Source organism: Streptomyces sp. Je 1-369 (assembly GCF_026810505.1).
Taxonomy (GTDB): Bacteria; Actinomycetota; Actinomycetes; order Streptomycetales; family Streptomycetaceae; genus Streptomyces.
This window is the reverse complement of sequence record NZ_CP101750.1, coordinates 3,786,632-3,809,555: the sequence shown is the minus strand read 5'-3', so window position 1 is coordinate 3,809,555 and position 22,924 is coordinate 3,786,632. Positions and strand designations below refer to the sequence as shown.

Here is a 22,924-nt window from a genome sequence, read left to right as displayed (position 1 = left end):
GTGCGGTGCGGTGCGGGGCGGGACGGTGCGGTGCGGTGCGGGTGGTCACAGGGCTGGTCAGGACGACGCCGACGCCGACGTCGACGCCGACGCCCTCAGCGCCTTCTTCGAGATCTTTCCTACGCCCGTCTGCGGGAAGACCTCCACGAACTGGACGCGGTCGGGCACCTTGTACGAGGCGAGGCCCCTCTCCCGTACGAACTTCCTGATCGCGGCAGGCCGCATCGGCTCCGCGTCCGCGCGCAGGATCACGTACGCGCAGGTCCGCTCGCCCAGGTACGCGTCCGGCTCGGCGACCACGTTCGCGTCGTGCACGGAGGGGTGGGCCAGGATGTGGTTCTCGACCTCCTCCGCCGCGATCTTCTCGCCGCCCCGGTTGATCTGGTCCTTCGCCCTGCCCTCCACGACGAGGTGGCCGGTCGGGGTCAGGCGCACCACGTCGCCCGTGCGGTAGAAGCCGTCGGCCGTGAAGGAGCGGGCGTTGTGGTCGGGGGCCCGCCAGTAGCCGCGGATCGTGTACGGGCCGCGCGTCAGCAGGTGGCCCGTCTCACCGTCCGGCAGGTCGTTGTCCTCGTCGTCCACGACGCGGATCTCGTCGTCCGGCGAGATCGGGCGGCCCTGCGTGGTGACGATCGTCTCCGGATCGTCGTCCAGCCGCGTGTAGTTGACCAGGCCCTCCGCCATGCCGAAGACCTGCTGCAACGTGCAGCCGAGCGCGGGCTTCACCCGGCGTGCCGCCTCCTCGCTGAACTTCGCGCCGCCGACCAGGAGTACGTCCAGGCTGCTCAGGTCGTACGCGGTGGCCGGCGCCGCCTCCGTCCAGAGCAGGGCGAGCGGCGGGACGAGACCCGTGATGGTGACGCCCTCGGACTCGATGAGGGGGAAGGCGGCCTCCGGGCCGGGCTGCGGGCAGAGCACGACGCGGGCGCCCGCGTACAGCGCGCCGAGCGAACCCGGGGAGGAGAGCGGGAAGTTGTGGGCCGCGGGGAGGGCGACCAGGAAGACGCTGTCCTCGTCGATCGCGCACAGCTCGTTCGAGCCGCGCAGGGAGTAGATGTAGTCGTCGTGGGTGCGCGGGATCAGCTTCGGTACGCCCGTACTGCCGCCGGAGAGCTGGAGGAACGCCAGGTCGGAGGGGGCGGGAGCAGCCGGAAGCTGCTCGGGCGCCGCGTCCGTGGCCACGTCCGACAGTGCCTCGAACGGGCCCGCGTCGCCCTCCGCCACGAACACGTGCCGCAGCGTCGTGATCTCGTCGACCAGCTTCGCCGCGAGGCCGCGGTAGTCGAAGCCGCCGACCTGGTGCGGGATGACGTACGCGGCGGCCTCGGTGAACTCGCAGAAGTAGCGGATCTCCGTCTCGCGGTGTGCGGGCAGCGCGAAGACCGGCAGCGCGCCGATACGGAACAGCGCGAAGATCGTCTCGAAGAACTCGGCGATGTTCGGCAGCTGGACGACCACCTTGTCGCCCTTGCCGATCCCGCGCGCCACCAGGCCCGCGGCGAGACGGTCGGCCCTGCGGTCCAGTTCCCCGTACGTCCAGCGGCGCGACGGGGTGCCGTTGGCGCCCGGGTCCACGATCGCCACGCGGTCCGGGTGCTCGGCGGCTCTCTCGCGCAGCATTTCGCCGAACGTCTCGCCGCGCCACCAGCCCGCGGCGCGGTAGCGCTCCGCGAACTCCTGCGGCCACACGGGCGCGTCCGGGGCGATCGGGTCCAAGGGGCTCACAGCTCCGCCCCCACCGCGTCGAGGAACGTACGGAACTTCGCACCCGTCTCCGCGGTCTCCGCCGCCGGGTCCGACGCGGCGACCACGCCCGCGCCCGCGTACAGCCGCAGGCTGCGCTCCTCCGCCTCGGCGCAGCGGATCGTCACGACCCATTCGCCGTCGCCGTTCGCGTCGCCCCAGCCGACCACGCCGGTGAAGAACCCGCGGTCGAACGGCTCGGTCTCGCGGATCACCTCGCGCGCGACGGCCGTGGGCGTGCCGCACACCGCGGGGGTGGGGTGCAGCGCGCAGGCCAGTTCGAGGGCGGAGGTGTCGGGCGAGGCGAGGGTGCCGGTCACCGTCGTGGACAGGTGCCACATGGTCGCGGTGCGGACGAGGGTGGGGCGGGCCGGGACGGTCAGGTCCGTGCAGAAGGACGCGAGTGCCTGGTGCACGCCGTCCACCACCACGGAGTGCTCGTGCAGGTCCTTGGCCGACTCCAGGAGCGCGGCGGCGCGGCGTACGTCCTCGGCGAGGTCGTCGCTGCGCGGTGTCGAACCGGCGAGGGGGTTCGCCACGACCTGGTTGCCGTGGCGCGAGACGAGCAGTTCGGGGCTCGCGCCGATGAGGGTGCGGCCGGGCGCCGTCGGCAGCGCGAAGGTGTAGCCGGAGGGGTCGCGGCGGGCCAGGCGCTGGAGCATCGCGGGGAGGTCCAGCGGGGCGGGCGCGGTGAGTTCGAGGGTGCGGGCGAGGACGACCTTGCTGAAGTCGCCGCGCCACATGCGGTCCACGGCGGCGGCCACGCCCGCGCCGTACTCCTCCGGGGAGGGCACCGGGCGGATCCGCCAGCCGGTGGCGTCCGCTGTCTCGACGGGCAGCGCGATCAGCGGGTCCGCGGCCAGCGGGGGCGCGGCGCGCAGGGTCTCGGGGACGGTGAGCGCGGCGGGCGCGGTGTGGTCGAAGGGGACGGCGCCGACGACGTACGGCTCGCCGATCCCGGTGCGGCGCGCGTCGGCCAGGGTGGCGGCGACGCGTTGCGGCAACGGCCGGTCGTCGTGCGGGACGTGCGCGTGCACGCCCTCGGCGAGCAGGGTGCGGGTGGGCGTCGCGAGGAACCGTTCGCCCGGGGTGTAGGTGGCGAGGAGCGAAGTCGCCGCTCCGACCACGGGGTTGGCCTGCTCGGCGGTGGTGACGGAAGTGGTGCGCGGGGCGTGCTCGTCGTGCGTGGCGACCTCGGGTGCCGTCGACACAGTGGCTCCAATTCTCGGGCGGGGCTCGGGTGTGTGTGCGGGGAGGAGAGGGAGGGAGGGCATGCGGGGGGAGAGGGAGGGGGGCATGCGGGGAGGGGAAAGCTGGGCTCGCCGCCTCGGAGTCAGCGCAGTGTCGCGCCGCCGTCCACGTACAGCTCCTGCAGCGTGATGTGGCGGGCGCGGTCCGAGGCGAGGAAGAGCACCGCGTCGGCGATGTCGTGGGGCGTGGCGATACGGCCGAGGGGGATGCCGGTCCGGTACGTCTCCAGGTTGCCGTCGAGCACCCCGGCCGGCGCCTGTGCCGCCGAGTCGTCGGGCCAGAGGGCGCGCTGCATGGCGGTGTCCGTGGTGCCGGGCGCCACGACGTTGCAGCGGACGCCGCTGCGCGCGATCTCCAGGCCGAGGCACTTGGTGAACGCGGCGGCCGCCGCCTTCGACGCGGCGTACGCGGCCATGCCGGTCCGGGGGATTCCGGCGGCGTTGGAGCCGACCGTGACGATGCAGCCGGAGCCCCGTGCCGTCATGTGGGAGGCGGCGGCGCGGGACGTGTGGAAGACGCCGGTGGCGTTCACGGCGAAGGTGTCGGCCCAGTCGGCGTCGGTCAGTTCGGCGACGGCGGAGCTGCGGAGGATGCCCGCGACGTTCACGAGGAGGTCGAGGGCGCCGTGGTCGCGGACGATGCCGTCGATCACCGACGTCACCGCGGCGACGTCGGTGACGTCCATGACGCGGGGCGTGACCGTGCCGGAGAGGCCTCGCGACGCGGCCGACAGTTCGTCGACGCCGTGCGCGTCGCGGTCCGTGGCGACGACGTGCGCGCCGCGGGCGGCGAGCGCGGCGGCCACCGCGGCGCCGATGCCCTGGCCCGCGCCGGTCACCAGAGCCGTACGCCCGGCGAACTCGCCCTCGGCGTGCGACTCGTTCGGTATGTCCTCAGGCATGGTGTGAGCGACCTCCCCCAACTCGTTAGGTAAGGCTAACCTAACGTATGAGCTTTAGGGAGAGGTTTGCGGGGCCGATCATGGCCGATCGCTGGCTTAGGTGAGGCTTACCTTATAGCGAAACAACTGGGGCCGTCGGGTCTGTCCCGGCCGACCGTCCCTGTGCTACCTTCCGAGAGGTACGTGTGTACGCCCTGTCCTGGGCGCCCGTACCGTCACCCCTTCCCCCGGTTCACCGGGGCCGGGATCTCTCAGGTCGCTTTCTGTGTGCGACCCGCTCAGTTCTCCGTACTGCCGGCCGAACACTCGCGCAGCAGTTTCCTTCCGCCCGTCGCACGGGACGTGGTCAATGCCGTCCCGCCGGGCCCTCTTCTTCGCATGTCGCGAAAGGACCCTCATTATGACTGCCACAACCATCGAAAAGCCTTCACAGGCTGTCGCTGCCTCGTCAACTGAACCTTCCTGCACCGGAGTTCTCGACATCGTCCGCGAAGGGCGCGGGTTCCTCCGGGGGCCCGGCTGCCAGCCGGGCGACGGCGACGTGCAGGTGCCCGCCTCACTCGTACGCCAACTCGGGCTCCGCTCCGGCGACTTCGTCGAGGGCGTCTGCGGGAAACCCCGCGTGCTCGCCGGAGTCGAACGCGTCAACGGGTACGCCACCGCAACCCTGCGCGCACGGCCCCGGTTCCGGGACCTCACCCCGCTGCACCCCCGCGAACGGCTCCGCCTGGAGACCGAGGGCGGGCCCGTCGCCGGGCGGCTCGTCGACCTCGTCGCCCCCGTCGGCAAGGGGCAGCGCGGGCTGATCGTCGCCCCGCCTAAGACCGGCAAGACCGTGCTGCTCCAGCAGATCGCCGCCGCCGTCGCCCGCAACCACCCCGAGTGCCACCTCATGGTCGTCCTCCTCGACGAACGGCCAGAGGAGGTCACCGACATGCGGCGCTCGGTCCGCGGCGAGGTGCTCGCCTCGACCTTCGACCGGCCTGCCAAGGAGCACATCGCCCTCGCCGAGCTCGCCGTCGAGCGCGCCAAGCGCATGGTCGAGGAGGGGCGGGACGTCGTCATGCTCTTCGACTCGCTGACGCGGCTGTGCCGTGCGTACAACAACGCGGCGACCGGCAGCGGCCGTACGCTCAGCGGCGGCGTCGACGCGACAGCCGTGCAGGGGCCGAAGCGGCTCTTCGGCGCCGCGCGCCTCGCCGAGGAGGGCGGCTCCCTGACGATGCTCGCGACCGTCCTCGTGGACACCGGGTCGCGCGCCGACGACTACTACTTCGAGGAGCTCAAGAGCACCGGCAACATGGAGCTCCGGCTCGACCGCACCCTCTCCGCCCGGCGCGTCTTCCCGGCCATCGACATCACCCCTTCCGGTACGCGGAGGGAGGAACTGCTCGTCGACGACGTGGAGTTGAGTGCCGTACGCGGGCTCCGACGGGCCCTGCACGGGCAGAGCTCGTTCGAAGCTCTGCTCGACCGCATCCGCAAGACGCCCAGCAACGCCGCCTTCCTGCGGCAGGTGCGGCAGACCGTCCCCGGCGCGCTGCCCGGGAGCGGCGACGCTACGGCCGCGTGACGTGCACGCGGTAGTCGCCGTCGTCCGTCACCCCGGCCACCGTGACCCGCACTCCCGTCTTGCGGTCGGTGAAGGTCTCGCCGATGCCGTACGTCGCGTCGGAGAGCTCCGCGTGGACGTTGGGGCGGCGCGTGCAGCCGCCGCTGTCGGGGGTCGCGTCGGAGACCGTGACCGGGCCGTGGCCCGTGTCGACCTCCGCGTCCACGCGGTAGACGAGGACGCCCGGCTTGCAGACCGCCTCGTCGTTGCCGCCGCGGGTGCGGGCCTCGATCGCGAACCCCGTCTTCTCGCCCAGCGGGGCGAACGCCAGCTTCGTGCCGCCGGAACGGGCCACCGGGGACAGGGTGTGCTCGGTCGTGCCGGAGCTCGACGCGCAGCCGATCTGGTCGTCGTCGAGCCAGCCCAGCTTCCACTTGTGCCAGGCCAGCAGGTCGTTGTTGGCGCCCCAGTCCTCGCTCATGATGTCCCAGTGGCCGACCGCGCCGCCGCCGTCCTGTGTGTACAGGTCGGGCAGGCCGAAGACGTGGCCGTTCTCGTGCGGCAGGACGCGGTAGCCCGTCTCCCGGTAGCTGCCCGAGCCGTCGTCCTGGCGGCTGTAGACGAAGGACGCGTTGGAGACGGGGACGCCGTCCGCGACCGGCGCCTCGTGGTTGCCCGCGAAGGTCACCGACAGGACGGTGTCGAGGGCCGAGGGGCCCGCGTTCGGGGTGATCAGGATGTTCACCAGGTCGTACGCACGGAAGTCCACGTCGGGGTCGGCGGCCGCCACGATGTCCTCGACCAGCGTGCGGTAGCCGGGATCGAAGGGGGCGCCGCGCTCTATCCCGTACTCCTTGAACGACTTCGGCATCCGCAGCCAGTCCGGCAGGGGGGACTCGGGGCGGTAGTCGAGGCGCCCGTACGAACTGGTGCGGAACCACTCCGAGGTCTGCGGGAAGAACTCCGCGAGACGGTCCATCGCGCTGCCCTGACCGGGCGCGTCCGAGAAGTCGACCATGAGGTTCAGGGCGCGGACGGTGCCGGTGGAGCGGGAGTAGCCGGGCGGGGTGGGCACGCCCTCCGACATCTGTACGCCCATCGTGCCGCTGATCATGCAGGGCCCGAGGGTGGTGCCGCGGGCCAGGGACACCGGGCCCGCGGCGCTCTGCGCGCCCTCCATCAGGCGTCCGGTGCTCGCCGACGTGGTGACCGCGAGGGCGATCGCGGCGACGGACCCGAGGGCGATGCCCCGGCGGGCGGGGCCGATGCCCGGGCGGGCGGGGCGTATCCGGCGCCAGGTCGGCTGCTGCATGCATGGGCCTTCCGCTCCGCGGCAGCCGCCGGTCCTGGCTGCACCCTGTTCGATCACCCTCCGCCGGGGGGTGCGGGGGCGCTCGTTGGGTGCGACCGATCGTGGGTTTCTTGCCCGCGCGAGGTGTGACCCGGCTCACAGGCATTAAGTCGGGCTGCGGGAAATATCCGGGGACTGTCTCCCCGTTTAGCACTGTGTCCGCGTGAAACGGGGAGTCACTCCCCACATCGCGGAACGACTTCGACCCAGACCTACGCCGACATACGAGGAGCAGCCGTGGACACCGCCACCGCCCCGCAGCGCCGAAGCCCGCGACCGCGGGCCGACGCCCTGCGCAACCGGGAGCGGATCGTCGCCGCCGCACGCGAGATGTTCGTGGAGTACGGACCGGACGTACCCCTCGACGAGGTCGCGCGCCGGGCCGGCGTCGGCAACGCCACGGTCTACCGTCACTTCGCCGACCGCGCCGAACTGGTGCGGCAGGTCGTCCTCTCGGTGACGGACCGCGTCGCGGCCCACGCCGAGCAGGGCATCGCCACGGCGGACGCCGACGCGAGCGCCTCGTTCGGCGCGCTGCGCACCTTCGTGCACGCCGCGGCCGAGGAACGCATCGGGGCCATGTGCCCGATGCTGTCGGCCGACTTCGACCCCTTCCACCCCGACCTGCTCGACTCCCGCGAGCGGCTCGAGCACTCCATCGAAGGCCTCATGGAGCGGGCCCGCGAGGCCGGCCAGCTGCGCACCGACATCGCCGTCGGTGACCTGATGGTCGCCCTCTCCCAGCTCACCCGGCCGCTGCCGGGCACGGCCTGCCCGAGCATGGACCGCTTCATCCACCGCCATCTGCAGCTGTTCCTCGACGGCCTGATGGCGCCCGCCCGGTCCGAGCTCCCGGGGGCGGCCGCGACGCTGGAGGACCTCCGGCAGCACTGACCGAGAACCGCGTGCCCGCGTCGTCCTCCCCTCAGATTTTCGCTTTCCGTACCTCTTTCACCACTCCGTACCGCTAGGTGGCTACTCCCATGTCCCAAACATCCCTCAGGCCCGACACAGGGCCCGACACCAACCGCTGGAAGGCGCTCGTCTTCATCGCGCTCGCCCAGCTGATGGTCGTCCTCGACGCGACCATCGTGAACATCGCGCTGCCCTCCGCGCAGCAGGACCTCGGCATATCCGACGGCAACCGCCAGTGGGTCATCACGGCCTACGCGCTCGCCTTCGGCGGTCTGCTGCTCTTCGGCGGCCGCATCGCCGACCTGTGGGGCCGCAAGCGCACCTTCGTGACCGGCCTGATCGGTTTCGCCGGGGCCTCCGCGCTCGGCGGCGCCGCGACCGGCGAGGCCATGATGCTGGGCGCCCGCGCCTTGCAGGGCGTGTTCGGCGCGCTGCTCGCGCCCGCCGCCCTCTCGCTGCTCGCGGTGATGTTCACCGACGCCAAGGAGCGCGCCAAGGCCTTCGGCATCTACGGCGCGATCGCCGGTGGTGGCGGCGCCGTCGGTCTGATCCTCGGCGGCTTCCTCACCGAGTACCTGAACTGGCGCTGGACCTTCTTCGTGAACATCCCGTTCGCGGTGGTCGCCGCCCTGGGCGCGTACTTCGTCATCCGTGAGCCGGCCGGCGGCCGCAACCGCTCGCCGCTCGACATCCCCGGCGTGGTCCTCTCCACCCTCGGTCTGGTCGCGCTGGTCTACGGCTTCACCCGCGCCGAGTCCGCGGGCTGGTCGGACTCCGTGACGATCACGATGTTCGTCGCCTCGGCCGTGCTGCTCGCCGCGTTCGTCCTCACCGAGGCCAAGGTCAAGTCGCCGCTGCTGCCGCTGCGCGTCCTGACCGAGCGCAACCGCGGCGGCGTCTACATGTCGCTCGGCCTCGCGGTCATCGCGATGTTCGGCCTGTTCCTGTTCCTCACGTACTACCTGCAGATCGTGCAGGGCTACTCGCCGGTCAAGACCGGCTTCGCGTTCCTGCCGATGATGGTCGGCATGATCGCGGGCTCCACGCAGATCGGTGCCCGTCTGATGACCCGCGTCGCGCCGCGGCTGCTGATGGCCCCGGGCTTCCTGCTCGCCGCGGTCGGCATGCTGCTCCTGACGCAGCTGGAGATCGGCAGCTCCTACACCGGTCTGATCCTGCCCGCGCAGCTGATGCTGGGCCTCGGTATGGGTACGGCGTTCATGCCTGCCATGTCCCTGGCCACGCACGGCGTCGAGGCCCGTGACGCCGGTGTCGCCTCCGCGATGGTCAACACCTCGCAGCAGGTCGGCGGCGCCATCGGCACGGCCCTCCTGAACACCATCGCGGCCTCCGCGACCACCGCGTACCTCACGGACCACGCGGCCGGCGCCACCAACCCGAAGCTCCTCCAGGCGCAGGCCATGGTCGAGGGCTACACCAGCGCCATCTGGTGGGCGGTCGGAATCCTCGCGGTCTCCGCGCTGATCGCGGCCACGTTCATCACCACCGGCGCCCAGGGCGGCCCGTCGGCTTCCGGCGACACGTCGGACGGTGTCGAGGACGAGGTCAAGATTCCGGTGATGGCCCACTGACCCGGGTCGTAGGCGGCACCTAGCGGAGCCAGGGGAGGTCTGCCCCGGCCTCCTCGGGCTGAAGTCCCTCGGCGACGATCTTCATGATCTCGCCGAGGGACTTCTGCTGTTCCGGGGTGAGCCGGTCGAAGAGGGCCTGGCGTACGGCGGTGACGTGGCCGGGCGCGGTCCTGCTGAGCACCGCGAACCCCTCGTCGGTCAGGATCGCCAGCTGCCCGCGCTTGTCGGAGGGGCAGTCCTCGCGGCGCACCCAGCCGCTCTTCTCCAGGCGGGCGATCGCGTGCGAGAGGCGGGACCGGGTGATCTTCATGGTCTTGGCCAGCTCGGTCATCCGCAGTCGCCGCCGGGGGGCGTCGGACAACTGGACCAGCAGGCCGTAGTACACGTGGGGCATGCCCGCGTCGCGCTGCAACTGACGGTCGAGGTAATCGTCGAGAAGAGTGGTCGCCTGAAGGTAGACCCGCCAGACGCGCTGCTCGTCGCCGTCCAGCCAACGCGGCTCACCGGCCGGGGAAGGGGTCGCTGCCGTATCCATGTACCCCACTGTACGAGGTCGTTCCTTGAACTTTGAACAAACCAGTCGTACGATTGCGACGTAAAACTTGAGCTTTCAAGTAACCCTGCAAGTGCTTCTTCAAGCGTCTTGGTAGTCCGCTCGCCGGAGGTGCGCGATGTCCCGCATGCCCGCCCTGTATCTCAGCCACGGCGCCCCGCCGCTCGCCGACGACCCGGTCTGGCCCGGCGAGCTCGCCGCCTGGTCCGCGGGGCTGCCGCGCCCGAAGGCGATCCTCATGGTCTCCGCCCACTGGGAGGAGGCCCCGCTCGCCCTCTCCGCCACCGAGACACTGCCGCTCGTATACGACTTCTGGGGCTTCCCCGAGCACTACTACCAGGTGACGTACGCCGCGCCGGGTGCCCCCGGACTCGCCGCCTCCGTACGGAAACTGCTGCACGCCCCCGGCACGCCCGTCCAGGACGTGCCGGACCGCGGGCTCGACCACGGCGCGTACGTGCCGCTCGTGGAGATGTACCCGGACGCCGACATTCCCGTCCTCCAGATCTCCCTGCCGACCCTCGACCCGCGCCGCCTCATGGACATCGGCCGCAAGCTGGCGCCGCTGCGCGACGAGGGCGTCCTGATCGTCGGCAGCGGCTTCTTCACGCACAACCTGGCCGCGCTGCGACAGGGCGGCATCCCGTCCTGGTCGGCGGAGTTCGACGCGTGGGGGTACGAGGCGCTGGAGGCGGGCGACGTGGACGCGCTGCTCGACTTCGGACACAAGTCCCCGGCGGGGCAGCTCGCCCACCCGCGCACGGAGCACTTCGCGCCGCTCTTCGTGACGCTCGGCGCGGCCGAGGCGGCGGGGGACCTGGGCGGGCAGCGCAGTGTGATCGACGGGTTCTGGATGGGGCTGGCGAAGAGGTCGGTGCAGTTCGGGTGAGGGGGGTGGGCGGGTGACGGGCGAGTGGATGCCTAACTGAGCGGCGATGCCTAGCTGAGCGGTGGTGCCCAGCCGAGCGGCGATGTCTAGCTGAGCGGTGGTGCCCAGCTGAGCGGCGATGTCTAGCTGAGCGGCGATGTCTAGCTGAGCGGCTCGCTCAGCTCGACCGCTCGCAGCGCCGCCGCCAGAGCCCGTTCGTCGCCGACGTCCAGCGCCGTGTCCGTCAGCTTGATGACGTGCTCGTCGCCGTGGACCACGGCCCGCTCGAAGACCTCCTCGGCGGTGATCGTGCCCGGCGGGGCGTACGCCACCGGCTCGTCCGGCGCGTACATGGCCGTGATCGCCGCCGACGCGGTCCACGCGGCGTGCAGGCTCGGCGCCCACAGGGTGCGGGGGAGCGCGGGGAGGGCGCGCAGCACGGCGTTGGGCGCGGTCGCCGCGTGCACCAGCATCGTCTCGTCGCCGTGGCCGTGCGTGGCGTACCGGTGCGTGGCCGCCCGCACCAGCTCGACAAGCCCGCGCCGCGCCTCCTCCGGGTCGTTCACGGCGGCGGCCCACGCCGGGAGCCGCTCGACCCGGGCGAGCCGCGCGGGGAAACCGCCGTCCGCGCGGTTCGCGATGGGCGGCACGGCGTCGAGGCTGTCGGCGGCGGTGCGGTGAGTGCCCGGCAGTACGGTCACGCCGGTGAGCGGGTGGTGGCGGGCGGCCCAGTAGCCGAGGCCGTGGGCGAGCTCCGAGAGGCGGGGCCCGGTCGCGCCGCGCTCCTCCAGTGTGCGCACGGCGTGGCCGACCCGGATCACGGGATGCGTCGAGCCCCCGTACAGACCGGGCAGCAGCCGAGGCCACCACTGGGCGAGCACGTCGCGCCAGGGCTGCTCCGCGATCCGCCTCCCGAAGTACGCGATCCAGTCCGCGGCGCGGCGCGGGTCACCCAGTGCGGCGGCCCGGTTCGCCTCGGTGACCGGCTCCACCGGCGCGGGAAACTCCTCCAGTTTCGGGCCGTAAAGATCGAGCCACCGGTGAACGGCACCGGCCTGCCCACGCGCGGCGAGCGCTTCGACAGCCATCGGGGCGTGATTGGTGAGCCGCCCGAGACGCTCCGGTCCGGTGGCGTGCAGCCGCTCCAGGGCTTCGTCGAGGGCGCCTGTGGTGTTGTCGCTCCTGCGTTTCATGGGGGGACGGTAGGGGGCTGCCCTGGCGCCGGGTAACGGTCGCGGGCCCTAGGTCCCGGGGGCGAGGTCGTACAGGCCGAGGTCGTACGGGTCGAGGTCGTACGGGTCGAGGTCGTACGGGTCGAGGTCGTACGGGCGGAACGACTTCGATCGACTGGACATGACTACTCGTCGCGTAACGGAGCACACGGTCAGGGCGGAGACCGGCGGACCGGAGTCGCGCGCCCTGAGCAACCAACGGGGGACGCGGACCGTCTTCACGAGGGAAGAGCAGCCAACGGCGGCGCGCTCTTCCAGCAGGAATCAGCCACCGAAGCCCGGTCTGACCTGCATCTCCGGGCCTTCCGATGGCATCCGGGCGCCCGTGCGGCGCCACAGGGTACTGCACCGTCAAGAAAAAAGATGCGCGGCTTGGGAATTCTGTCCGGATTCCAGTCGTTGTTTCCAACGGATGCAGGGCACCCGAGGGTGTGCCATCCACCACAGAGGCCCCACGAATGGGCCGACCAGGACAACCATCGCAAGGGAGCACGCATGGCAACCCGTGCCGTCGCCCGTCGCAAGTCCGCCTCCGGCGACACCGACGCGGCACGCAGTGTTCGCGCCGTAGGCGGGGAGATCGCCGACCGCGACCTGGTCGGCATGTACCTCGACGAGATCGCGCGTACGCCGCTGCTGGACGCCGCCAAGGAAGTGGAACTCTCCCAGGTCATCGAGGCGGGTGTCTATGCCCAGAAGATCCTGGACGGAGAGGTCGAGGACAGCAAGGTCACCGCGGTCCGCGAGGAACTCGAAGCCCTCGTCGCCGACGGTGAGCGCGCCAAGGACGTCTTCATCCGGTCGAACCTCCGCCTGGTCGTCGCCGTGGCCCGCCGCTATCCGCGCAGCGGCCTCCCCCTCCTCGACCTGATCCAGGAGGGCAACGCGGGCCTGGTCCGCGCGGTCGAGAAGTTCGACTACGCGAAGGGCTTCAAGTTCTCCACGTACGCCACGTGGTGGATCCGCCAGGCCATCACCCGCTCCATAGCCGACCAGTCCCGCACCATCCGCCTCCCCGTCCACCTGGTGGAGGAGCTGGGCCGAATCCGCCGCGTGCAGCGCGAGTTCAACCGTGAGAACGGCCGCGACCCGGAGCACGCGGAGATCGCCGCGGAGCTGTCCTCGACGCCCGAGCGCGTCACGGACGTCCTGGACTGGGCGCGCGACCCCGTCTCGCTGAACATGGGCGTGGACGACGAGGGCGACACGCAGTTCGGCGACCTCCTGGAGGACACGTCCGCCGTCTCGCCCGAGCAGTCCGTCCTCTCGCTGCTCCGCAGCGAGGAGTTGGACGGCCTGCTCGGCCGCCTGGACCAGCGCACGGCCTCCATCATCAAGATGCGGTACGGGATAGACGACGGCCGCGAGCGCACGCTGACCGAGGTCGGCAAGGAGCACGGGCTCACGCGTGAGCGGATCCGCCAGATAGAGAAGCACGCGCTGCTGGAGCTGAAGAAGCTGGCACGGGACACGGGCTTCGACGCGGCGGCCTAGGCGGTGGCCTGGGCGGCCGGCCTTGGGCGGATCACTCGTCCGGGCCCGGTGCTCTTCCCCGGCGCCGGGGGGCCGTGTGGTTCCTGGTTCGGTCTCGGGTCGGATTGGATCGGATTGGATCGGGTCGGATCAGCTGACCGACCGGTTCACCGGGCCGGTTCAGATCAGCCGACCGGAACCGGGCCGGTTCAGATCAGCCGACCGGAACCGGGCCGGTTCAGATCAGCCGACCGGAACCGGGCCGGTTCAGATCAGCCGACCGGAACCGGGCCGGTTCAGATCAGCTGACCGACCGGTTCAGGCGCGCCCCCATCTCCCCCACGCACTCCACCAGCTCCTGCGGACCCCGCACCCTGAACTCGCAGTCCAAGACCGCCAGGCGCACCGCGAGCCACTCGACGGAGTCCGAGCTCTCGCAGCGCAGACGGCAGCTCTGCTCGTCCACGGGCTGCACGGGACCCAGCGCCGAGGGCAGCCTCGCGGTGACGAACGCCGCGGGTGCCGCGAACGTGACGTCGAGTTCGTACGAGCGCTGACCCCCGCGCCACATCGACTCGCGGATGAACGTCGCCGCGTCCCCGCGGGGCAGCTCCCGCGGTACGAACCGCGCGCCCGTCGCGAACGGCTCGGACACCCGGTCCACCCGGAAGGTCCGCCAGTCCTCGCGGTCGATGTCGTACGCCACGAGGTACCAGCGGCGCCCCGTCGACACCAGCCGGTACGGCTCCGTGAGCCGTCGGGACTCCGTGCCGTCCCCCGCGCGGTAGGCGAACCGCAGCCGCTCGTGCCCGGCCGCGGCCGACGCCATCACCGTCAGCGTCTCCGGCGCGATGCTCGCCCCGTCCCCGCTGGTCAGCGGCGTCGTCGCGATCTGCAACGCGGATACCCGGTGCCGCAGCCGCCCCGGAAGCACCTGCTCCAGCTTGGCGAGCGCCCGCACCGACGCCTCTTCCACGCCCTCCACCGCGTGCCCCGCCCCGGCCCGCAGCCCGACCGCGATGGCCACGGCCTCCTCGTCGTCGAGGACCAGCGGCGGCATGGCCTTGCCCGCGACCAGACGGTAGCCGCCGGCCGCTCCCTGGCTGGCCCGCACCGGATAGCCGAGGTCCCGCAGCCGGTCGATGTCGCGCCGCACGGTGCGCCTGCTGACCCCGAGCCGCTCGGAAAGCTCGGCACCCGGCCACTCGCGGGGCGTCTGAAGGAGAGAGAGAAGCTGAAAGAGCCGGGCGGGGGTGTCGGCACCTGCGCTTGAGCGGGCGCCCGCGCCCGCGCCTACGTCCCTGCCCGTCGCCGTCCCCGTCGTGCCGTCCGCATCCGTCGTCATGTCGACCAGGATGCCGGAGAACTAGGACACAGACTGGCCTATATGGCCTCTAGCCTTGCGGCATGACTTCACCCAGCACCACCTCCGCTCCCGGGACGCAGGCGGCCGCCGGCGACCGGCGGCGTTGGTTCGCCCTGGCCATCGTGATGACCGCCGCCTTCATGGACCTCGTCGACGTCACGATCGTCAACATCGCCATCCCGTCCATCCAGCGCGATGCGGGCGCCTCGTTCAGCCAGATCCAGTGGATCACCGCGGGGTATTCGCTCGCCTTCGCCGCGGGCCTCGTCACCGGCGGGCGGCTCGGCGACATCCACGGCCGCAAGCGGATCTTCCTCATAGGCATCACCGGGTTCACCATCGCCTCCGCGCTCTGCGGTTTCGCGGCGAACCCGGAGATGCTGGTCGCGTCGCGCATCCTCCAGGGAGGCATGGCCGCGCTGATGGTGCCGCAGGTGCTGTCCATCGTGCACGCGACCTTCCCGGCCCACGAGCGCGGCAAGGTCTTCGGCCTCTTCGGCATGATCGTCGGGCTCGGCGCGGTCTCCGGGCCGCTGCTCGGCGCGCTGCTCACCGAGTGGAACATCCTCGGCCTCGAATGGCGTCCGATCTTCCTCATCAACCTGCCGGTCGGCATCGTCGGCATCATCCTCGGCCGGAAGTTCATCAGCGAGTCCAAGGCGCCGCGCGCCCTCAAGCTGGACCTCGTCGGCGTCGTCCTGGTCACCGCGGGTCTGCTGATGCTGCTCTACCCGCTCACCCGCGGGCGCGAGCTGTCCTGGCCCACATGGGGCTACGTGATGATGGCCGGGTCCTTCGTCGTCTTCGGCGCACTCATCGCGTACGAGAAGAGGAAGGCCGCGAAGGACGGCTCGCCGCTCGTCGAGCTGTCGCTGTTCAAGGTGAAGAGCTTCGCCGCGGGCATCGCGGTGCAGACGGTCTTCGGTGTCACGCTGGGCATCTTCTTCCTGGTCTGGACGCTCTACATGCAGATCGGCCTCGGCTGGACCGCGCTGCGCGCCGGTCTGACGGGCGTGCCGTTCTCGATCGCCGTCTCGGCGGCGGCCGGTATCTCCGTGCAGAAGCTCGTGCCCCGCTTCGGCCGCAAGGTGCTGCAGACCGGCGCCCTCGCGATGGCCGCGGGCGTCCTGATCTACATCTGGGAGGCCGGGCGGTACGGGACCGACATCGCGCCCTGGCAGATGGCGCTCCCGCTGGTCGTGATGGGCATCGGCATGGGCCTCATCGTGGCCCCGCTGACGGACGCAGTCCTCTCGGACGTCCCGCAGGAGCACGCGGGTTCGGCCTCCGGGCTCATCAACACCGTGCAGCAGATGGGCACGGCGCTCGGCCTCGGCCTCGTGTCGGTCGTCTTCTTCGGAGTCATCGACGAGCACGTCCGGCCGGACCGGCTCCCGGCGGAGTTCGTGGACGGGTTCCAGAACGCGCTGTGGTGGGTGGCGGGCGTGCTCGCCGTCATCTTCCTGGTGATGTTCGCCCTGCCGGCGAAGCCGAAGCAGCACATCGAGGCCGGTGGCGGGGACGAGGACGTGGCAGACGCGACCACCCTGGAGAAGGAGCCTGCGCTGACGCAGTGATGGGTGGTCGTAGGTCGTACGGAGTTCCTCGCGCCGGGTAGCCCTTAAGGGGCGCGGGGAACTGCGCGACCAGCCACAACGGGCCCGCAGGTCGCGGCGTGCGGCTCGCAGGTCGCGGCTCGCGGGTCGCGGGTCGCGGGTCGCGAGGATACGAACCGCCCCTTGGCGGAGCGTCAGAGCTCCGCCTGGGCCGCCGCCGCGTCCAGCGCCTCCAGAACCTCCTTGGGGCTGCCGCCCTTCACCACCGCCTCGCCGACGTGCCGCCGTACCGCGCTCCGCACCTCGGGCCACGACCCGAGGTTCGTCGGCTGGAACTGCGCCTGCGGCATCTGGTCGATGAAGTCCCACATAGGGCGCTGCTTCGGGTCCTTGCGCAGGGCGTCGGACGCGGAGCTCGTCACGGGCAGGGCGGACTGGCTCCCGCCGTACGCGAGGGCGGACTTGCGCCCGTACAGGTAGCTCAGGAACGTGCCGCACTGCTCGCGCCGCCCGTTCTGCTTGAACGCCATCAGCCAGTCGTTGAGCCCCACGGGCGGCGCGGCGCCGCCCAGCTTCTGGGGGAACGGGGCGTGCGCGTAGGGGAACTTGGCCTGGTCGGCGGCGCCCATCAGGACCGGGTGCGCGATCAGCATGCCGATCTTGCCGCGCAGGAACTGGGCGTACGCGTCCGTCCTCGTCAGCGACTTCGGATCGGCGCCCGCGAGGCCGCGCGTGACGAGGTTGTCGCGCAGCCAGGTGAGGGTGTCGATGTTGCTGGGGTTGGCGAAGTCGTAGCCGGTGAGGCCCGCGTAGCCGCCGCCGTCCGCGAGCAGCCAGGCCAGCACCTCGTCCTCGGCGGCCTCGGGGCCGAGTTGAAGCCCGTACGGGGTGGGCACGCCGATCCCCTGCAACGCCACGGCCGCGTCGCGCAGTTCGGCCCAGGAGCGGGGCGCCTTGACGCGGGCCTGCTTGAACAGCGCCTTGTTGTAGAAGAGCCGCGGGGTGCTGGCCAGGAAGGGCAGCCCGTACTGGACGCGGTCGACCATGCCCGCCTCGGCGTAGGAGCGGATGAAGTCGCCCTCGGTACGCACGTCGAAGAGGTCGGACGCGCCGTACAGCTTGCCGTCATCGGCGTAGGGCGCGAAGAGGTTCGACTGGGCGATGTCGGGGGCGTCACCGTCCCGCACGCGCCGGGCCAGGGTCTGGTCGAGCTTGGCGAAGGGGACGCGTTCGAGGTCGACGTCGATGCCGGGGTGGGCCTTCTTGAAGGCGCCGATGAGGCTGCCCCACTGGTCGCCGATGGAGGAGCCCACGCTCTTGTCGTAGCTGGCCACGAGGAGCTTGAGCGAGGTGTCGGTCTCCGCGGAACAGGCGCTGAGGCCGGCGGCGCCGAGCGCGGTGGCGCCGAGCGCGGTGGCGCCGAGCGCGGTGGCGCCGAGAGTGGTGGCGCCGGTGAGACCGGCCGTGTGGAGAAGGAACCGCCGACGACGCACCGCTGCTTGCCACCCTTTGTCTGTTCCGTGTCTGTCCCGCATCCGACGGTGGCAGATTCTGCCATATAGGCAGTAGGTGTCGGTGAGGTCGCGGTAAAGGCTTCAGTGGCACCGGAGGGCTCCTCGGGGCTTGGCATAACCTGCCTGGCATGCCTGACATGCCTCCCGTTTCGCTCACGGAGCGACGCAAGAACGAGACCCGCCTGGACATCGCCCGTACCGCGGCGGCGCTCTTCGTGGCGGACGGGCTGCGGGCCACCCGCGCCGAGGACATCGCGCGGGCGGCGGGCGTCGCGCCGCGCACGTTCTACCGCTACTTCCCGACCAAGGAGGAGTCCGTCGCGCCGCTCTTCGCGGCGGGCGCGCAGCAGTGGGCGGAGGCGGTACGCGGGGCCCCGGCGGAGCTGTCGGTTCCGGACGCGCTGCGGCATGCGGTCAGGGAGGCGCTCGGGGCCGACACCGCCGGGGCGGTGGAGTCCCTGGGCTGGGTGCGGTCGTTGCTGCGCATGTCGGTGGAGAGTCCGGCGCTGCGGGCGGTGTGGGCGGACGCGTGCCATGCGTCGGAGCAGGTGTTGCTGGCGGTGCTGGGGGAGCGGGCGGTACTCGGGGAGCGGGCGGTGCTGGGGGAGCGCACGGTGCTGGGGGAGCGCGCGGATGCCGCGCACTCCCTCGACCTGCGGCTCGCGGCGGCGGTGGCGAGCGCGGCGGTGCGGGTGGGGGTGGAGAGCTGGGCGGCGGAGGACGCCCCCGAGGGGAGCGGTACGGCCGCGGGTGCGGGTCCGGCCGCGCTCGCGGAGCGCTGCCTGGCGGCGCTGGACACGTTTCCCTGGCCGTAGGCCCAGCTGGGCGGCGGTGGCCCAAAAAGCGGCGCAGGTCCCAAAGGCGGCGCAGGTCCCAAAAGTGACATAGGTCCATGGAGTCGTAGGTCCGAAGGAGCGTCACCTCGGGGCCGAAGTCCGTTTGTGTCCGAGTAGAGCCCGAACCTGTTTACTTTCCGGCAACCTAACCGTACTCTGCGAGTGAAACCACAAGCTCGGGCATGCGGCGGAGGCAAACGGACATGTACGCACCGGAGCGGCAGCAGGAGATCCTGCGGCTCGCGCGCGACGGCGGCCGCGTCGACGTGCTGTCGCTGGCCGAGGAGTTCCAGGTCACGGCGGAGACCATCCGGCGCGACCTGAAGGCCCTCGACCGGGCCGGACTCGTACGCCGCGTGCACGGCGGTGCCATACCGGCCGGACGCCTCGACTTCGAGCCGGACCTCGCCGAGCGCGAGGGCACCGCCGCCGACGAGAAGGACCGCATCGCCCGCGCCGCGCTCACCGAACTGCCCGCCGAGGGCAGCGTCATCCTCGACGCAGGGTCGACCGTCGCGCGGCTCGCGGCGTCGCTCCCGCTGGAGTCGACGCTCACCGTCGTCACGCACGGGCTGCCCACGGCCGCCCGCCTCGCCGACCACCCCGGCGTCCAGCTCCACCTCATCGGCGGCCGGGTCAGGCAGCGCACGCGCGCGGCCGTCGACGCGTGGGCCCTGCGGGCGTACGGCGAGATCCGCGCCGACGTCCTCTTCCTCGCCGCCAACGGCTTCTCCGCCGAGGCCGGGCTCACCACCCCCGACCTCGCCGAGGCAGCTGTGAAGCGGGCGGCGATCGCGGCGGCCCGCCGGGTCGTGCTGCTCGCGGACTCCGCCAAGCACGGCCAGGAGCACTTCGCGCGCTTCGGCGACCTGGCCGACGTGGACCTTCTGATCACCGACACCGGCCTGACCGACGACGACGCCGCGACGATCGAGCGCGGCGGCACGGAAGTAGTACGCGCATGAGCAAGGAAGCAGCCGCTCCGCGCATGAGCAAGGAAGCAGCCGCTCCGCGCATGAGCAAGGAAGCAGCCGCTCCGCGCACGAGCAAGGAAGCAGCCGGTACGAGCATGATCCTCACCGTCACCCCCAACCCCTCCCTCGACCGCACCTACGAGGTGCCCGCGCTCGACCGCGGCGAAGTCGTCCGCGCCACCGGCGAGCGCGTGGACCCCGGCGGCAAGGGCGTCAACGTCTCGCGGGCCGTCGCGGCGGCGGGCGTGCGGACCGTCGCCGTACTGCCGCTCGGCGGAGCACCCGGCGCGCTCGTCGCCCGACTCCTCGACGAGCAGGGCATCGAGGCCGCCCCGGTAACGGTGGCCGGGCAGACGCGTTCCAACATCGCGGTCGCGGAGCCCGACGGCACGCTCACGAAGATCAACGCGCCCGGTCCCGAACTCTCCGACGCCGAGCGGGAACTGCTGCTCGCCACCGTCGGCGAGCGGTCGCAGGGTGCCGACTGGATCGCCTGCTGCGGGAGCCTGCCGCGCGGCCTGAAGCCCTCCTGGTACGCGGATCTCGTGGCCCGGGCGCACGCGGCCGGCGCGCGCATCGCCCTGGACACGTCGGGACCCGCGCTGCTCGCCGCACTCGCCGAGCGCCCGGACGTCGTCAAGCCCAACGTCGAAGAGCTCGCCGAAGCGGTGGGCCGCCCCCTGGCCACGGTCGGCGACGCGGTCGAGGCCGCGGAGGAACTGCGGAAGGCGGGCGCCCACGCGGTCCTCGCCAGCCTCGGCGCCGACGGCCAGCTCCTGGTCGACGCGTCAGGCACGTACTTCGCGAGCGCCCCCGTCGCCGCCGTCCGCAGCAATGTGGGGGCCGGGGACTCCTCCCTCGCCGGTTTCCTGATCGCGGGCGGCTCCGGGCCCCGCGCCCTCGCCTCCGCCGTGGCCCACGGCGCGGCCGCGGCCCAGCTCCCCGGCAGCGCGATGCCGACCCCGGCGGACCTCGTGCCGGACGCGGTCACGGTAACGGCGGAGGTCCCGCTGACCCGCCCCCTGACGGAGCCGGCCCCATGACCCGCCCCGCCTCCCTCGTCCCCGCACCGCCCCCCGTCCCCGCACCACCCCCCGTCCCCCCAACACCCCCCGCCCCCCAAGCGATACGCGTGCAAAGGAGCCCGCGATGAGCGAGATGATCACGGCGGATCTGGTCGACCTCGACCTCGACCTGTCCGCCGAAACCAAGGAAGCCGCGGCCCGCTCCCTCGCCGCACGCATGGTGGCCCTCGGCCGGGTGACCGACCTCGAAGGGTTCCTGGCCGACGTGGCGGCCCGCGAGGCGCAGATGCCGACCGGCCTCGACGGCGGCATCGGCATCCCGCACTGCCGCAGCGCCCACGTCACCGAGCCGACCCTCGCCTTCGGCCGCTCGGCACGCGGCATCGACTTCGGCGCGCCGGACGGCCCCGCGGACCTGATCTTCCTGATCGCCGCCCCGGCGGGCGCGGACGACGCCCACCTGACGATCCTGTCGTCGCTGGCCCGGCAGCTGATGGACGCGGAGTTCACGGCGGCGCTGCGGTCGGCGGAGGACGCGACCGCGGCGGCGGCCCTGATCAGCGGCGAGAACGCCGAACCCGCTGCTCCCGAAGCCCCCGTCGCTCCCGAAGCCCCCGCTACCCCCACTGCCCCCGCTGCCCCCGTGGGCGGTGGGTCCGGGCCTGACGAGCCCTTCCGCGTCGTAGCCGTCACCTCGTGCCCCACCGGCATCGCCCACACCTACATGGCCGCCGAGTCGCTGGAGAACGCCGCGCGCGAGGCGGGCGTGGAGATCACCGTCGAGACGCAGGGCTCGGCGGGCTTCACCCGGCTCGACCCCGCGGTGATCGCCGCCGCGGACGGCGTCGTGTTCGCCCACGACGTCCCCGTACGCGACAAGGATCGTTTCGCCGGGAAGCCCACCGTCGACGTGGGCGTGAAGGCAGGCATCAACCGGTCCGCCGAACTCCTCGCCGAGGTACGGGAGAAGGCCGCCCGAGGCGAGACGACCGCCCCCGCGGGCCCCACCCCCGTCGACAACGCCGGGGACAGCGGCGACGGCTACGGCACCAAGCTCCGCAAGTGGCTCATGTCCGGCGTCAGTTACATGGTCCCCTTCGTCGCGGCGGGCGGCCTTCTCATCGCGCTCGGCTTCGCCATCGGCGGCTGGAAGATCGACAAGGCGCCGTCGGTCGCCGAGCACTTCATCTGGACGGACCACACCAGCTGGGCCGCGCTGCTCTTCCAGATCGGCGGGCTCGCCTTCGCCTTCCTCGTCCCGGTCCTCGCGGGCTACATCGCGTACGGGATGGCCGACCGGCCCGGCCTGGTCCCCGGCTTCGTCGGCGGTTCGGTCGCCGTCACCATCAACGCGGGCTTCCTCGGCGGTCTCGCCGCGGGCCTGCTCGCGGGCGCCGTCGTCATGGGCATCCAGCGGGTCCGCATCCCCACCGTGCTGCGCGGCATCATGCCGGTCGTGGTGATCCCGCTGATCTCATCGGCGGTGGTCGGCTTCCTGATGTTCCTCGTCGTCGGCAAGCCCATCGCCTCGCTGCAGAGCGCGCTGACGGACTGGCTGGAGGGCCTCTCCGGGGCCAACGCGGTCATCCTGGGCGTCATCCTCGGCCTGATGATGTGCTTCGACCTCGGCGGTCCGCTGAACAAGGTGGCCTACGCCTTCGCGGTCGGCGGCCTCGCCCACCCGACCGACGGCAGCCTGAAGGTCATGGCCGCCGCGATGGCGGCCGGCATGGTCCCGCCGCTCGCCATGGCCCTCGCCACGACGGTCCGCGGCCGCCTCTTCACCAAGACCGAGCGCGAGAACGGCAAGGCGGCCTGGTTCCTCGGCGCCTCCTTCATCACGGAGGGCGCGATCCCGTTCGCGGCGGCCGACCCGCTGCGCGTCATCCCCGCGTCGATGGCGGGCGGCGCGGTCACCGGAGCGCTCTCGATGGCGTTCGGCTGCACGCTGCGCGCCCCGCACGGTGGCGTCTTCGTGGTCCCGCTGATCGGCCAGCCCCTGCTCTACCTGGTCGCGATCGCCGCGGGAGTCTGTGTCTCGACGGCCGTGGTGGTCCTGCTCAAGGGCGCCAGGAAGACGACGCCGTCGGGACCGGCGGCCGACGAGTCGGAGCCCGCGGAGAAGCGGGTGGCGGCGACGGTCTGAACGACCGCTGCAAGGCCGCCGAACGCCCGTGAAGGGCGACGGGTCCCGGAGTGTGCGACTTGCCTCACTTCGGGAC

18 protein-coding genes are annotated in these 22,924 nt (G+C 71.9%); 10 read left to right on the top strand and 8 right to left on the bottom strand.

Annotation, left to right across the window (positions count from 1 at the left end):
* Window positions 1-57: 57 nt before the first annotated feature.
* The 3 genes from NOO62_RS17245 to NOO62_RS17235 form a co-directional block, all read right to left on the bottom strand.
* Window positions 58-1,716 carry a (2,3-dihydroxybenzoyl)adenylate synthase gene (locus NOO62_RS17245; protein ID WP_414930841.1) on the bottom strand — a complete coding sequence of 553 codons (1,659 nt, stop codon included), beginning with the start codon at window positions 1,714-1,716 and terminating at the stop codon, window positions 58-60.
* A 5-nt stretch (window positions 1,717-1,721) separates the two neighbouring features.
* The gene (gene dhbC, locus NOO62_RS17240; protein ID WP_268771772.1) at window positions 1,722-2,954 is read right to left on the bottom strand and encodes an isochorismate synthase DhbC; all 1,233 of its coding nucleotides are present in this window, start codon (window positions 2,952-2,954) and stop codon (window positions 1,722-1,724) included.
* Between the two features lie 122 nt (window positions 2,955-3,076).
* Window positions 3,077-3,895, bottom strand: coding sequence for a 2,3-dihydro-2,3-dihydroxybenzoate dehydrogenase (locus tag NOO62_RS17235; protein ID WP_268771771.1), 819 nt, complete (start codon window positions 3,893-3,895; stop codon window positions 3,077-3,079).
* Window positions 3,896-4,295: 400 nt separating this feature from the next.
* Between NOO62_RS17235 and rho the strand changes: the two genes are divergently transcribed.
* On the top strand, window positions 4,296-5,468 hold the full coding sequence (gene rho / locus NOO62_RS17230; protein ID WP_268771770.1) for a transcription termination factor Rho: 1,173 nt from the start codon (window positions 4,296-4,298) through the stop codon (window positions 5,466-5,468).
* Here the strand turns inward: rho and NOO62_RS17225 are convergent.
* Window positions 5,455-6,759: a M6 family metalloprotease domain-containing protein gene (locus NOO62_RS17225; RefSeq protein WP_268771769.1), complete on the bottom strand. Its 1,305-nt coding sequence runs from the start codon at window positions 6,757-6,759 to the stop codon at window positions 5,455-5,457. The genes rho and NOO62_RS17225 overlap by 14 nt on opposite strands.
* Before the next feature lie 276 nt (window positions 6,760-7,035).
* On the opposite strand from NOO62_RS17225, the gene NOO62_RS17220 reads away from it, so the two are divergent.
* Both NOO62_RS17220 and NOO62_RS17215 read left to right on the top strand, forming a co-directional pair.
* Window positions 7,036-7,692, top strand: coding sequence for a TetR/AcrR family transcriptional regulator (locus tag NOO62_RS17220; protein WP_268771768.1), 657 nt, complete (start codon window positions 7,036-7,038; stop codon window positions 7,690-7,692).
* 89 nt (window positions 7,693-7,781) lie between these two features.
* On the top strand, window positions 7,782-9,305 hold the full coding sequence (locus tag NOO62_RS17215; RefSeq protein WP_268771767.1) for an MFS transporter: 1,524 nt from the start codon (window positions 7,782-7,784) through the stop codon (window positions 9,303-9,305).
* Window positions 9,306-9,324: 19 nt separating this feature from the next.
* Here NOO62_RS17215 and NOO62_RS17210 read toward each other — a convergent pair whose 3' ends face one another.
* A complete protein-coding gene (locus NOO62_RS17210) occupies window positions 9,325-9,840 on the bottom strand; it encodes a MarR family winged helix-turn-helix transcriptional regulator (protein WP_268771766.1) in 516 nt (171 codons plus the stop codon).
* A gap of 136 nt (window positions 9,841-9,976) precedes the next feature.
* On the opposite strand from NOO62_RS17210, the gene NOO62_RS17205 reads away from it, so the two are divergent.
* The gene (locus tag NOO62_RS17205; RefSeq protein WP_268771765.1) at window positions 9,977-10,747 is read left to right on the top strand and encodes a dioxygenase; all 771 of its coding nucleotides are present in this window, start codon (window positions 9,977-9,979) and stop codon (window positions 10,745-10,747) included.
* Window positions 10,748-10,887: 140 nt separating this feature from the next.
* On the opposite strand, the gene NOO62_RS17200 is transcribed toward NOO62_RS17205, so the two are convergent.
* Window positions 10,888-11,919 carry a questin oxidase family protein gene (locus NOO62_RS17200; protein ID WP_268771764.1) on the bottom strand — a complete coding sequence of 344 codons (1,032 nt, stop codon included), beginning with the start codon at window positions 11,917-11,919 and terminating at the stop codon, window positions 10,888-10,890.
* 534 nt (window positions 11,920-12,453) lie between these two features.
* On the opposite strand from NOO62_RS17200, the gene NOO62_RS17195 reads away from it, so the two are divergent.
* Window positions 12,454-13,452, top strand: coding sequence for an RNA polymerase sigma factor RpoD/SigA (locus NOO62_RS17195; RefSeq protein ID WP_268771763.1), 999 nt, complete (start codon window positions 12,454-12,456; stop codon window positions 13,450-13,452).
* A gap of 280 nt (window positions 13,453-13,732) precedes the next feature.
* Here NOO62_RS17195 and NOO62_RS17190 read toward each other — a convergent pair whose 3' ends face one another.
* Entirely contained in the window at window positions 13,733-14,776 is a 1,044-nt protein-coding gene (locus tag NOO62_RS17190; RefSeq protein WP_268771762.1) for a helix-turn-helix transcriptional regulator, read from the bottom strand.
* 62 nt (window positions 14,777-14,838) lie between these two features.
* Here NOO62_RS17190 and NOO62_RS17185 point away from each other — a divergent pair, with 62 nt between their 5' ends.
* Complete coding sequence (locus NOO62_RS17185) at window positions 14,839-16,374, top strand: MFS transporter (RefSeq protein WP_268771761.1); 1,536 nt, start codon at window positions 14,839-14,841, stop codon at window positions 16,372-16,374.
* A gap of 173 nt (window positions 16,375-16,547) precedes the next feature.
* On the opposite strand, the gene NOO62_RS17180 is transcribed toward NOO62_RS17185, so the two are convergent.
* On the bottom strand, window positions 16,548-17,846 hold the full coding sequence (locus NOO62_RS17180; RefSeq protein WP_268771760.1) for an extracellular solute-binding protein: 1,299 nt from the start codon (window positions 17,844-17,846) through the stop codon (window positions 16,548-16,550).
* A gap of 149 nt (window positions 17,847-17,995) precedes the next feature.
* On the opposite strand from NOO62_RS17180, the gene NOO62_RS17175 reads away from it, so the two are divergent.
* From NOO62_RS17175 to NOO62_RS17160, 4 genes are all read left to right on the top strand, one after another.
* Window positions 17,996-18,682: a TetR/AcrR family transcriptional regulator gene (locus NOO62_RS17175; protein ID WP_268771759.1), complete on the top strand. Its 687-nt coding sequence runs from the start codon at window positions 17,996-17,998 to the stop codon at window positions 18,680-18,682.
* 224 nt (window positions 18,683-18,906) lie between these two features.
* Complete coding sequence (locus NOO62_RS17170) at window positions 18,907-19,668, top strand: DeoR/GlpR family DNA-binding transcription regulator (protein ID WP_268771758.1); 762 nt, start codon at window positions 18,907-18,909, stop codon at window positions 19,666-19,668.
* Between the two features lie 104 nt (window positions 19,669-19,772).
* Window positions 19,773-20,720, top strand: a complete 948-nt coding sequence (gene pfkB, locus NOO62_RS17165) for a 1-phosphofructokinase (RefSeq protein WP_268775661.1) — start codon at window positions 19,773-19,775, stop codon at window positions 20,718-20,720.
* A 106-nt stretch (window positions 20,721-20,826) separates the two neighbouring features.
* A complete protein-coding gene (locus tag NOO62_RS17160) occupies window positions 20,827-22,848 on the top strand; it encodes a fructose-specific PTS transporter subunit EIIC (protein ID WP_268771757.1) in 2,022 nt (673 codons plus the stop codon).
* The last annotated feature ends 76 nt before the right edge of the window (window positions 22,849-22,924 follow it).

Bases quoted from the DNA above. Each gene is read 5' to 3' on its own strand.
- NOO62_RS17235 (WP_268771771.1), bottom strand. From the start codon at position 3,895: ATGCCTGAGGACATACCGAACGAGTCGCACGCCGAGGGCGAGTTCGCC.
- rho (WP_268771770.1), top strand. From the start codon at position 4,296: ATGACTGCCACAACCATCGAAAAGCCTTCACAGGCTGTCGCTGCCTCG.
- NOO62_RS17225 (WP_268771769.1), bottom strand. From the start codon at position 6,759: ATGCAGCAGCCGACCTGGCGCCGGATACGCCCCGCCCGCCCGGGCATC.
- NOO62_RS17215 (WP_268771767.1), top strand. From the start codon at position 7,782: ATGTCCCAAACATCCCTCAGGCCCGACACAGGGCCCGACACCAACCGC.
- NOO62_RS17210 (WP_268771766.1), bottom strand. From the start codon at position 9,840: ATGGATACGGCAGCGACCCCTTCCCCGGCCGGTGAGCCGCGTTGGCTG.
- NOO62_RS17205 (WP_268771765.1), top strand. From the start codon at position 9,977: ATGTCCCGCATGCCCGCCCTGTATCTCAGCCACGGCGCCCCGCCGCTC.
- NOO62_RS17200 (WP_268771764.1), bottom strand. From the start codon at position 11,919: ATGAAACGCAGGAGCGACAACACCACAGGCGCCCTCGACGAAGCCCTG.
- NOO62_RS17195 (WP_268771763.1), top strand. From the start codon at position 12,454: ATGGCAACCCGTGCCGTCGCCCGTCGCAAGTCCGCCTCCGGCGACACC.
- NOO62_RS17190 (WP_268771762.1), bottom strand. From the start codon at position 14,776: ATGACGACGGATGCGGACGGCACGACGGGGACGGCGACGGGCAGGGAC.
- NOO62_RS17185 (WP_268771761.1), top strand. From the start codon at position 14,839: ATGACTTCACCCAGCACCACCTCCGCTCCCGGGACGCAGGCGGCCGCC.
- NOO62_RS17175 (WP_268771759.1), top strand. From the start codon at position 17,996: ATGCCTGACATGCCTCCCGTTTCGCTCACGGAGCGACGCAAGAACGAG.
- NOO62_RS17170 (WP_268771758.1), top strand. From the start codon at position 18,907: ATGTACGCACCGGAGCGGCAGCAGGAGATCCTGCGGCTCGCGCGCGAC.
- pfkB (WP_268775661.1), top strand. From the start codon at position 19,773: ATGATCCTCACCGTCACCCCCAACCCCTCCCTCGACCGCACCTACGAG.
- NOO62_RS17160 (WP_268771757.1), top strand. From the start codon at position 20,827: ATGAGCGAGATGATCACGGCGGATCTGGTCGACCTCGACCTCGACCTG.